Raw genomic sequence first — 12,422 nt, 5'->3', positions numbered from 1 at the left:
TTGAGCGCCTCACCCGTGTCCCCGGACGGGCTGCTCGCCCTGACCAGCGCCCAGACCGGGATCTGGAACGCGCAGCGTCTGGAGCCCGACTCGCCCTTCTACCTCGTCGGCGACGTGGTGGAGATAGCGGGCACCGAGCCGGTCGACGTGGACGCGCTGGTCGAAGCCGTCCGGGCCACCACCGAGGAGGCCGAGAGCCTGCGGCTGCGGTTCCACGACACCCCGGACGGGCCGCGGCAGACGATCGACGACACGCCCGTCGAGCCGCCCGAGGTCGTCGACGTCCAAGCGGCGGCCGACCCGTCCGCCGCCGCCCACGCCCTGGTCGAAGCCGAACGGGCCCGGGCCGGTGAGGCGTGCCGGGAGATGGTGGACCGGCCGCTGTACGCGCGCACCGTCATCCGCCTGTCCGACCGGGAGGTCTGGTACACCCAGCTCGGCCACCACCTGGTCTTCGACGGCTACAGCGCCGCGATGCTGGCCCGCCGCACCGCCGCCCGCTACACCGCGCTGGTGCGCGGGACCGAGGCGCCCAAGAGCCCCTTCGGCTCGTTCGCCGACATCGTCGCGGGCGACCGTGCCTACCGCGACGGCGAGCGGTTCGCCGAGGACCGCGCCTACTGGGTCGACCGCTTCACCCCGCTGCCCGACCTCGGCGACACCGGCAGCGCCGCCGGACCACCCGACCGCACCCTGACCGCCCGCGCCGTCGTCACGCCCGACGGGACGGCACGACTGCGCGCGTACGCCGAACGCGAGGGCGTCACCTGGGGCGAGGCGCTCATCGCCTGCTACGCCGCCTTCCTCCACCGCATGCTGGGCCACACCGACGTGGTGTTCGCCCTCCCGCTGATGTGCCGCGCCGGCTCCGCCGAACTGCGCACCCCCGCCATGGCCGTGAACGTACTGCCGCTGCGGACGACCGTCCGCGGCGGGGACGACCTCGGTGCCCTCGGCCGGCGCGTCGCCGCCGCCATGCGCGAGATGCGCGAGCACCAGCGCTACCGGGGCGAGGACCTGCCCCGCGACCTCGGCGCCCCCGGCGCGGGCGCGCTGCTGCACGGACGCGGCATCAACCTCAAGGCCTTCGACCTGGCGATCGACTTCGCCGGCGCCACCGGAGTGATGCGCAACGTCGCGGGCGGCCCGCCCGAGGACATGGGCCTGAGCGTCCTCCCCACGCGTGACGGCGGCCTGCTGCTCGGCTTCGAGGTCGACGCCCGCACCAACGACCAGGCCACCGTCGACGGCAAGCTGACCGGCCTGCGGGCCCTGCTGGCCGGGCTGACCGACGGCCTGCCCGTGGGACGCATCCCCCTCACCGGCGAGGGCGGGCGGCTGCCGGCCGACTGGACCCCGCCCGCCCTGCCCGGCACACCGCTCGACGTGCCCGCCGCGTTCGACGCGATGGCCGCCGCCCGGCCCGGGGACACCGCCCTGGTCTGCGGGGAGGACCGGCTGTCCGCCGGCGAACTGGCCGCCCGGGTGCACCGGCTGGCCCGCGCCCTGCGCGCCCGCGGCATCGGTCCCGACGACCTCGTGGCCCTGGCCCTGCCCCGCTCCGCCGACCTGGTGGTCGCCCTGCTCGCGGTGCTCGACGCGGGCGCCGCGTTCCAGCCCCTGGACGTCACGCACCCCCGCGAACGGCTGCGTGAACTCGTCGCCGACACGAGCCCCGCGCTGGTCCTGACGGACGGCACGATCGACGGCCTGCCCTGGTGCACGCTGCTCGACGAGGCGGCCGCACTGTCCGGCGCGCCGCTGCACGACGGCGACCTGGCCGCGCCCCGGCACCCCGACCACCTCGCCTACGTCATCCACACCTCCGGATCGACCGGACGCCCCAAGGGCGTGCTCGTCCGCACCGGCGGCCTCGCCGCGCTGCTGCACCACCAGCGGGCCACCGTCGTCGCCGAGGCCGAACGGGACGCGGGCCGGCGCCTGCGCGTCGCCCACACCTACTCGTTCGCCTTCGACTCCGCATGCGACCACCTGGTGTGGCTGCTGTGCGGGCACGAACTGCACGTCTACGACGCGGAGACCGCCCGCGACGCCGACGCCCTCCTCGCCGCGTACGCCCGCGACGGCATCGACGTCGTGGACACCACACCGTCCATGGCCGTGCCGCTCCTCGACGGCGGCCTGCTGGACCTGCGGCCGACGCTGCTGGTCCTGGGCGGCGAGGCCACACCCCCCGCCCTGTGGCGCCGGGTCGCCGAAGCGGGCGTCACCGCCCGCAACATGTACGGCCCGACCGAGGCGACGGTCGACGGCACCACCGCGAGGATCACCGGCGAGGAACCGACGATCGGACGGCCGCTCGCGGGCACCCGCGCCTACGTCCTGGACAACGCGCTCCAGCCGGTGCCGCACGGCACCGCGGGCGAGCTCTACCTCGCCGGCCCGCACCTGGCCCGCGGCTATCTCGGCATGCCCGGCGCGACCGCCGACCGGTTCGTCGCCGACCCGTACGGCACCCCCGGCGACCGGATGTACCGCACCGGCGACACGGCCCGCTGGGTGCCCGGACGCGGTCTGGAGTACCTCGGCCGCGGCGACGGGCAGGTCAAGGTCCGCGGCCACCGGGTGGAGATCGGCGAGGTCGAGGCCGCGCTCGGCGCGGTGCCCTCCGTCACGGCGGCGGCCGCCGCCGTCCGGTCCGCACGCCTGGTCGGCTGGGTCGTCTCCTCCTCCGCCACGCCGGAGACCGTCCGCGCCCACCTCGCCGCGCGCCTGCCCGAGCACCTGGTGCCCGCCGCCGTGGTCGTGCTCGACGCTCTGCCGGTCACCCCCAACGGCAAGCTCGACCGCGCCGCCCTGCCCGCACCCGCGGCCACCACCGGCGGAAGGGCGCCGAGCACCGAGCCCGAACGGCAGCTGTGCGCCGTCCTCGCCGAGGTGTTCGAGGCCGAACAGGTCGGTGTCGACGACGACTTCTTCTCCCTCGGCGGCGACAGCATCACCGCCATCACCGTCAGCAGCAGGCTCCGCGCCCGCGGCCTCCAGCTGCGCCCGCGCGACCTGCTGGCGAACCGCAGCTTCGCCGCCCTGGCCGCCTCCGCCACGCCCGTGCAGGACACCCCGGAGCCCGCCGACGAACCGACCGGCCCGGTCCCCGCGCCGCCGATCGTCCGCGCACTCCTCGACCCGCACCCCGACGTGGACGTCGTCGCCGGCTACGCCCAGTGGACCGCCCTCCGTGTCGACGGACTCGCCCACGACGCGCTGGCCTCGGGCGTCCGGGCCGTGCTCGACCACCACGACGCACTGCGCCTGCGGGCCGGCGACGGACTCGACGTCCTCCCCGCCGGCTCCGTCCCGGCCGTCGTCCGTGAGGTCCACGACCAGGACGTCGCGGCGCTGGCACGCGACCTGGCCGCCGAACTCGACCCGCGCACGGGCGACCTGCTGCGCGTCACCCTCGTACGGACCGGCGAGGGCGTCCCGGACCGGCTGGTCGTCGTCGTCCACCACCTCGCCATGGACGGCGTGTCCTGGCGCATCCTGCTGCCCGACCTCCACACGGCCTGCACCGGCGGCACCCTCGCCCCGGCCGGCACGTCGTGGCGGCGGCACGCCACGGCCCTCGCCGAGCAGGGGGAGTCCGGCGCCCGCCGGGACGAACTGCCCTACTGGCGGGCCGCGCTGGAGAGCGCCCCGCGCCTCGGTGCCCGCCCCCTGGACCAGACCCGCGACACCGTCGCCACCGCGCGCCGTTCGGTCACCGTCGCCTCCCCGGAGGTCACCGAAGCCCTGCTGACCACCCTCCCCGCCGCCTACCGCGCCGGCGTCGACGAGGTGCTGCTCGCCGCACTCGTCCTCGCCCTCCGCGACCTCGGCCCGACCGGCGAGGCCACCACCGTCACCATGGAGGGCCACGGCCGCGAACACCTCGACCTGTCCCGCACCGTCGGCTGGTTCACCAGCGAGTATCCGCTGCGCGTCCCCGCCTCCGGCGGCACCGGCCAGGTGCTGCGCGCCGCCAAGGAGGCCAAGCGCGGCGTCCCCGACGCGGGCGTCGGCTACGGCGTCCTGCGCCACCTCGACCCGTCGGCCGGGCCCGAACTGGCCGCCGCACCGCCCCCGGACGTCCTGCTCAACTACCTCGGCCGGTTCTCCGACGCGCCCGCACCCGGCTGGCGGCTCCCGGAGGAGGACGCCTTCTCCGTGACCGAGCCGGACGCCAAGGCGCTGGAACAGGTCCTGGCCCTCAACTGCTTCGTCCACGAGGAGGGCGCGCCCCGGCTCGCCGTCGAGTGGACCGCCGCCGGCGAGGTGCTCGGCCCCGACGCGGTCGGCGACCTCCAGGCGGCATGGGCCGCCGCGCTGGAGGCCCTGGCCGACCACGCCCGGCACACCGCCGGCGGCCTCACCCCGTCCGACCTGCCCCTGGTCGCCCTCGACCAGGCCGCGATCGACACCCTCGAACGCACCGGCCCCGTCGCCGACGTCCTGCCCGCCACGCCCCTCCAGGTCGGGCTGTCGTTCCACACCCTGGTCCGCGACGACCAGGACACCGACGTGTACGTCGTGCAGGCCGTGACCACCCTCGCCGGAACGCTGGACCCGGCCCTGATGGCCGAGGCCGCACGGGAACTGCTGCGCCGTCACCCCGCGCTGCGCGTCCACCTCGCCCCGGTCGGCGACGACGTGGTGCAGGTGATCCCGGCCGACGTCACCCTGGAGTGGACCCAGGACGACCGCTTCCCGGAGGCCGCCCGCGCCGAACTGGCCCGCCCGTTCGACCCGGCGAAGCCCCCGCTGATCCGCTTCCTGCTCTCCCGCACCGGACCCGCCGAGCACAAACTGGTGATCACCAACCACCACGCCCTGCTCGACGGCTGGTCGATGCCGCTGGTCGGCCGCACGCTCCTCGCCCTCTACGCCGAACTCGGCGGCGGCCCCGCCGTGCCCGCCGGCCCCCCGCTGTCGGAGTACTTCCGCTGGCTCGCCGGCCGCGACCGGGAAGCCTCCCTGACCGCGTGGCGCGACGCGCTGGCGGGCGTGGACGACGCGACCCGCCTCGCACCCGCGACCACCGAGACCGCCGTCGAGCGGCCCGGGCGCGTGACCACCGGCCTCGGACGCGAGTTCAGTGACCGGCTCCGCGCCTTCGCCCGCGAGCAGGGCGTCACCCTGACCACCGTCCTCCAGACCGCCTACGGCCTGCTGCTCGGCAAGCTCACCGGCCGCCGCGACGTCGTCTTCGGCTGCCCCGTCTCCGGACGGCCCGCCGAAGTGGACGGCGTCGGATCGATGATCGGCCAGCTCGGCACCACCATCCCGGTCCGCATCCGGCACGCGCAGGACGAGACCGTGCGCGAGGTGATGGCCCGCGTGCACGACGAGAGCGTCACCCTGGCCGAGCACCACTACGTCGGCCTGCCCGAGATCCAGCGCAACGCCGGGGCCGGCGAACTCTTCGACACCATGCTGGTGATGGAGAACTTCCCGCTCTCCAGCCGGAAGCGCACCCCCCTCGCCCCCGGGCTGGACCTCGCCGGAGTGGACATCACCGACGCCACGCACTACGCGCTGACCGTCATCGTGATCCCGGAGGACGAGATCACGATCGGCCTCGGCTACCAGCCGCACGCCTTCACCGAGCAGACCGTGCGCGACTACGCCCGCTGGCTGCACCACCTCCTGCGGGAGATCGTCGACGACCCGGCGCGTCCCGCCGTCGGCCTGCCCCTCCTCGACGCCGAGGAGCGGGAGCGCGTCCTGCGCACCGGCACCGAGATCGTCGCCGCGAAGGAACGCGGCCACTGGCTGGAGGAGTTCGCCGGCTGGGTGCGCCGCAAGCCCGACGCGGAGGCCCTGGTCTGCCGCGACCGCAGCCTCGGCTACGCCGAACTGGACCGGCAGGCCAACCGGCTCGCCCACACCCTCATCGCGCACGGCGTGCGGCCCCAGGACCCCGTCGCCGTCCTCGTCGGACGCGACGTCGAGATGACGGTGGCCCTGTTCGGCGTCGCCAAGGCGGGCGCCGTGTACGTGCCCATGGACCCGGCCTACCCGCAGGAGCGGCTGGCCTACATGATCGACGACATCGCCCCGGCTGCCGTCCTGTCGACCGGCGCCGAACCGCCCACCGGACGTGCGCTGCCGGTGCTGCGCCTGGACGACCCGGACACCCTCGCGTCCGCACCGGACACCGACCCGGCGGAGGCGCGCGCCCACCTCAACGAGGACGCGCTCGCGTACGTCATCTACACCTCCGGCACCACCGGGCGCCCCAAGGGCGTCGGCGTCACCCACCGCGGCGTGCCCGACCTCATCGCGCTCCAGGAGGAGGTCGTCGGCGTCACCGAGCACGACCGGTACCTGCACTTCGCGACCACCAGTTTCGACGTCGCGTTCTGGCAGACCATGGTGCCGCTGCTCTCCGGCGGCACCTCCGTGATCGCGCCCGAGGAGGTGCGCGTCCCCGGCGACGAACTCCTCGACTACATCGTCGAACACCGCGTCACCGGAGTGAACCTGCTGCCGTCGTTCCTCGCCGCCATGCCGGACGACCGCACGGTCGACCCCGACGTGTTCTTCGTCGTCGGCGCCGAGCGCCTCGACCCCGAACTGGCGCGGCGCTGGGGCGAGGGCCGCCGCGCGCTCTTCAACGCCTACGGGCCCACCGAGGTCACCATCAACTCCGTGACCTGGCACTACGACCCGGACGACCCCGGCCCGCTGCCGATCGGCCGCCCCGACCCCAACGTCCGCGCCTACGTCCTCGACGGCGGACTCCAGCCCGTCGGCGTCGGTGTGACGGGCGAGCTGTACCTCGCCGGACCGAGCCTGGCCCGCGGCTACATCGGACGCCCCGGCCTGACCGCCGCCGCATTCGTGGCCGACCCGTTCGGCCCGCCGGGGACACGGATGTACCGCACCGGCGACCTGGTGCGGTGGCGCCCCGACGGACAACTGGTCTTCCTCGGCCGCGCCGACCACCAGATCAAGGTCCGCGGCTTCCGGGTCGAACTCGGCGAGATCGAGACCACCCTCACCCGCCACCCCGACGTCCGCGCCTGCGCCGTGATCCTGAGGGAGGGCAGGCTCGTCGGCTACGTCATCCCGACCGACGGCGCCGACCTGGACGTGGCACGCGTGCGGGAGTACCTCGCCGCGGAGCTGCCCGACCACATGGTGCCGACCGTGCTGGTGCCCGTCGACCACCTGCCGCTGAGTCCCAGCGGCAAGCTCGACCCCGCCGCGCTGCCCGACCCCGAGACCGCCGCCGCCCCGCGGCGCGCACCCGCCACCGGGGCCGAGGAAACGCTGCTGGCCGTCTTCCGGGACATCCTCGGCACCGACGACATCGGCCCCGACGACGACTTCTTCACCATCGGCGGCGACAGCATCGTCTCGCTCCAGGTCGTCTCCCGCGCCCGCCGCCGCGGGCTCGGCCTGACCGCCCGCGACGTCTTCGAGGGCGAGACGGTCGCCGGCATCGCGGCCCGCGCACGCGCCCTCGACGGCGACGACGTCCCGGCCGTCGGCGACGCGCCGCTGACTCCGCTCATGCGGGACCTGCTCGACCGGGCCGGGCCCGCCGCCGACGGCTTCTGCCAGTGGGTGGAGGTCTGCGTGCCGCCGGGCGGCGACGAGGCGACCTGGCGGACCGTGCTGGACGCCGTACTGGCCCGGCACGACGTGCTCCGCGCGCACCTGACCGACGACGCCCTGCGCGTCCCGCCGGCCGGCGCCGTCACCGCCGCCGACGTGCTGACCTGCGCCCGGGCGACGGACGACCTCCGCGCCCTGACCGACTCCCTGACCGACCGGGCCCGGGCGGCGATGGACCCGCGCACCGGCCCGCTGCTGCGCGCGGTGTGGGTCGACGCCGGCCCGGCCCGGCCCGGCCGGCTCGTCCTCGTCGCCCACCACCTCGTCGTCGACGGCGTGTCCTGGCGCGTCCTGCTGGACGACCTCGAACACGCCCACGCGGGCGGGACGTTGGCCCGCCACGGGCAGTCGTTCCTCGGCTGGGCGCGCTCGCTGCGCGACGCCGACCGGCGTGCCGAACTGCCGCACTGGCGGCAGATGACCCCCACGCCGTCGCTCACCGGGCCGCTCGACCCCGCCCGGGACACCGTGGGCACCGCCCTCCACCACGAGATCGCCCTCGACGCCGACGCCACGCGCGCCCTCGTCACGACCCTGCCCGCCGCCTACCGCACCACCCCGGACGCTCCGCTGCTCACCGCGCTCGTCCAGGCCGTCCGCGCCTGGCGCGGGACGCCGGACCTGCTCGTCGCGCTGGAGAGCCACGGCCGCCCGCCGCAGGTCGACCTGTCGCAGACCGTCGGCTGGTTCACCGCCGTCCACCCGGTGCGGCTCGACGCGGGCGACGACGTGAAGGCCGTCGCCCGGCGCCTGCGCGCCCAGGGCGACTGTCTCGGCCACGGCATCCTCACCACGGCCGGTCTGCTCGACCCCGCGCGACCGGAGATCGCCTGGAACTACCTCGGGCAGTACCCCGGCGCCCCGGAACAGGAGACGCCGTGGCAGGCGCCGCCGGACGCCGACCCGCTCGGCTCGGGGGGCTCCGACACCATGCCCCTGCCGCACGGCCTCATGGTCAACGCCCTGGTGCGCGACGACGCGCTCGGGGTCCGGATCACCTGGCCGTCCGCGCTGTTCACCGCCGACGAGATCGCCGGCCTGGCCGAGCACCTGCGGACCGCGCTCCGACGCGTCGCCGCCGCACCGGAGATCAGGGCCCTCGACGGCGACCGTCCGGCCGCCGAGGTGCAACCGCTCACGCCGCTGCAGGAGGTGATGCTGCGGCACTCCCGCAGCGAACGCCCCGACCCGTACACGGTGCAGTCGACGTTCTCCCTCGCCGGACCGCTCGACGTCGACGCCCTGCACGCCGCCGGCGCCGACCTGCTGGCCCGCCACCCGAACCTGGGCGCCGTCTTCCCCGCCGACCTGGCGGTGATCCCCGAGGCGCCGCGGCCGGACTGCCGCGTGACCGACGGGCCCGCCGACGAGGTGCTGGCCGCGGACCTGGCCGAAGGATTCGACCTCACCGCGGGACCCCTCGTCCGGCTGACCGTGATCCGCCACGGAAACGACCGCGCCGACCTGGTCCTGACCAGCCATCACGTCCTCTCCGACGGCTGGTCGGCGCCCCGCATCCTCACCGAACTGTTCGCCCTGTACACCGCCCGCGTGCGCGGTACGGCACCGGACCTCCCGGCCCCCGTACCCTTCTCCGACTACCTGCGCTGGCGCACCGACCACGAACCCGACCTCGGCGCCTGGGCCGCCGAACTGGACGGCCTGCCCGAGGGGAACTACCTGAGCGACGCCGGTGACGCCGGCCCCGCGTGGCAGGAACCCGACGTCATCGCCTTCGACGCCGAGCTGGTCGCCGACCTCACCGCCCTCGGTGCCGAGCGCGGGCTGACCCGCAACACCCTCCTCCAGGGCGCCTGGTCGCTGCTGCTCGCCCGGCGCTCCGGGCACACCGACGTCTGCTTCGGCGCCATGGTCGCCTGCCGCCCTCCGGAGCTGGACGGGGTCGAGGAGATCATCGGCCTGCTGGCCAACACCGTGCCCGTACGGGCCACGCTGCGCGGCACGCTCGCCGAGACCCTTGCCGGCCTCCAGGCCCGGCAGCGGGCCCTGGTCGAACACCACCACGTGGCCCTGCCCGACGTGGAGCGGGCCACCGGCCGGCAGCGGCTCTTCGACAGCCTGGTGGTCTTCGAGAACTACCCCGTCGACCCGGACCGGCTGCGGGAACCCGCCCCCGGGCTCACCGTCGTCGGGACGCGGTTCCGCGAGGCCACCCACCATCCGGTGACCCTGACCGTCATGCCGGACGGCGCCGGATGGACCGGCGTGCTCGCCCGCCGGGCCGGAGTCGAGGCCGACGGACTCGCCGCAGAGCTCCTCGAACTGCTCCGCACGCTGCGCGCCCACCTGGACACCGACGTCACCGACCTCCTGGAGCGCCGATGAGCGAGAAGACCGCGCCCCCGGCGGAACGGGTCGACGGACGGCTGCTGCGCATCGCGTTCATCCTGGTGCTCGGCACGTTCATGGCCACCATGGACGCCACCATCGTCAGCGTCGGCATCGACACCCTGACCGAGGAGTTCGGCACCTCCGTCGCCGGCATCCAGTGGGTCACCACCGCCTACCTGCTGGCCGTCGTCGCCGCCGTTCCGGCGTCCGGGTGGCTGGCCGACCGCTTCGGCGGGCGCCGTACCTGGCTCGTGGCGGTCGGCGTGTTCCTGCTCGGCTCGGTGCTGTGCGCGCTCGCCTGGTCGGCGACCAGCCTCGTCGTGTTCCGGGTGATCCAGGGCCTCGGCGGGGGACTGCTGCCGCCGACCGGCCAGGCGCTGCTGGCCCGCGTCGCCGGGCCCGGCCGTACCGGACGGGTCATCAGCATCGTCGCGGTCGTCCCGCTGCTCTCCCCGGTGCTCGGCCCGCTGGCGGGCGGCTCCATCCTGCACGTGGCGCCCTGGCCGTGGCTGTTCCTGGTCAACCTGCCGATCGGCGCGGCCGCGATCCTGCTGGCCCGCCGGTACGTGCCGGCGGTGCCTGCCTCGGACCGGCGGACCGCGTTCGACCTGCGGGGGGCCGTGCTGCTCTCGCCCGGTCTGGCCGTGCTCGTCCTCGGGCTCACCGAGGTCGCACACGGCCGCACCGTCCCCGCGACCGTCGGGATCGCCGCCGGACTGGCCATGCTCGCCGGCTTCGTGGTGCACGGGCTCCGCACCCGCCGCACCCCGCTCATCGACCCCCGCCTGTTCACCCGGCCGCCGTTCGGCGCCGCCGCCCTGGCGCTGCTCGTGCTGGGGGCGTCGGTGTTCGGCACGGCATTCCTCCTGCCGCTGTACTTCCAGACCGGCCGGGGCCTGTCGCCCTGGGAGGCCGGGCTGCTGCTCGCACCCCAAGGGGTGGGCGCGGCCGCCGGATCGGTGCTGGTCAACCGCACCATCGAAGCGGTGGCCCCGCGCACGCTGGTGGTGACCGGCATCGCGCTGGTCCTCGCGGGCACCGTCCCGTTCACCCAGCTCGGCCAGGGGCTGCCGGACCCCGTGATCGCCGCAGCGCTGCTGGTCCGCGGCCTCGGCATGGCCATGATCGGCGCACCGGTGATGAACATCGTCTACAGCCGCATCGAACCCGAGCACCTTCCCCGGGCCTCCGGAGCCCTCAACCTGCTCAACACCGTGGGCGGTTCGGTCGGCACCGCGGCGCTCGCCGTGGTGCTGCAGGACCGGCTGGCCGCCCGGAGCACGGACATCGACCAGGCGTTCGCCGACACCTTCTGGTGGGTGCTCGGCCTGTGCCTGCTCGCCGCCGCCGGGGCCACCAGGCTGCCCCGAACCCACGCTAGGAAGCCGTGATGCATCCACTGCCCACACCGGCCGACCTGTCCACCGCGCACTCGCTGCCGGCGGCGACCGAGAAGGCCGTCGCGCAGCACCGGGAGACCGTCGCCGACGTGCTGGCCGGCCGCGACCCGCGTCTGCTCGCGATCGTCGGCCCGTGCTCCGTCCACGACCCCGAAGCGGCGCTGGAGTACGCGGACCTGCTCGCTCCCGCCGCCCGGCGCCTCGCCGACGACCTGGTCGTGGTCTTCCGCGCCTATCTGGAGAAGCCCCGCACCGTTGCGGGCTGGACGGGTCTGCTCACCAGTCCGCGGCTCGACGGGAAGAGCGACCTGGCCACCGGCCTGCGCGTCGGCCGGTCCTTCCTGACCGAAGCGGCCGCCACCGGCCTGCCCCTGGCCTACGAGTTCGTCGATCCGGCCCTCAGCGCCTACGTCGCCGACACCGTGTCGTGGGGCGCGATCGGCGCCCGCACCGTCGCCAGCCAGCCCCACCGCCACCTGGCGTCCTGGCTCCCCATGCCGATCGGCATGAAGAACTGTGTCTCCGGGCGCCTGGACACCGCCGTGGCCGCCATCCAGGCCGCCGCCCACCAGCACACCCTCCCCGCGGTGTCCCCCGACGGCCGCCTCACCATGCTGCACAGCACCGGCAACCCCGACACCCACCTGGTGCTGCGCGGCGGGCCCACCCCCAACTACGACCGGGCGAGCGTCGCGCAGGCCCGTGCCGCCCTCGCGTCGGCCGGACTGCCCGAACGCCTCGTCGTCGACGCCTCGCACGGCAACAGCGGCAAGGACCACAACCGCCAGCCCGCCGTCGTCGCCGACGTGGCCGCACAGATCTCCGGTGGCGACCCCGCCCTGGTCGGTGTGATGATCGAGTCGTACCTGGCCGACGGCCGGCAGGACATCGCGGCGGACATCGCCCGCCGCGACCTCAGCGTCACCGACGCCTGCCTGGGCTGGTCCCGTACCGAGCCGCTGCTCGAGAGTCTCGCGCTGGCCGCCCGTCGCCGTCGGGCACGGCCCTGACCGGAACGACGGCAAGCCGCCGGTCGCCACGACCGTG

At 75.3% G+C, this 12,422-nt stretch carries 3 protein-coding genes; all 3 read left to right on the top strand.

What is annotated here, in order from left to right:
• From K304_RS0119100 to K304_RS0119090, 3 genes are read left to right on the top strand one after another with little or no spacing between them, the layout of a single operon-like run.
• Positions 1-9,969, top strand: coding sequence for a non-ribosomal peptide synthetase (locus tag K304_RS0119100; RefSeq protein WP_027765058.1), 9,969 nt, complete (start codon positions 1-3; stop codon positions 9,967-9,969).
• Positions 9,966-11,366 (top strand): MDR family MFS transporter, encoded by a 1,401-nt coding sequence (locus K304_RS0119095; RefSeq protein ID WP_027765057.1) that lies wholly within the window; start codon positions 9,966-9,968, stop codon positions 11,364-11,366. The genes K304_RS0119100 and K304_RS0119095 overlap by 4 nt, the downstream gene beginning before the upstream one ends.
• Positions 11,366-12,385 (top strand): 3-deoxy-7-phosphoheptulonate synthase, encoded by a 1,020-nt coding sequence (locus K304_RS0119090; protein ID WP_037791125.1) that lies wholly within the window; start codon positions 11,366-11,368, stop codon positions 12,383-12,385. The genes K304_RS0119095 and K304_RS0119090 overlap by 1 nt, the downstream gene beginning before the upstream one ends.
• Positions 12,386-12,422 lie beyond the last annotated feature (37 nt).

The sequence above is a fragment of the Streptomyces sp. CNS606 genome, assembly GCF_000426325.1.
Note: the sequence above shows the minus strand (reverse complement) of the source record. Positions and strands in the feature narration are given on the sequence as shown.

Bases quoted from the DNA above. Each gene is read 5' to 3' on its own strand.
- K304_RS0119095 (WP_027765057.1), top strand. From the start codon at position 9,966: ATGAGCGAGAAGACCGCGCCCCCGGCGGAACGGGTCGACGGACGGCTG.
- K304_RS0119090 (WP_037791125.1), top strand. From the start codon at position 11,366: ATGCATCCACTGCCCACACCGGCCGACCTGTCCACCGCGCACTCGCTG.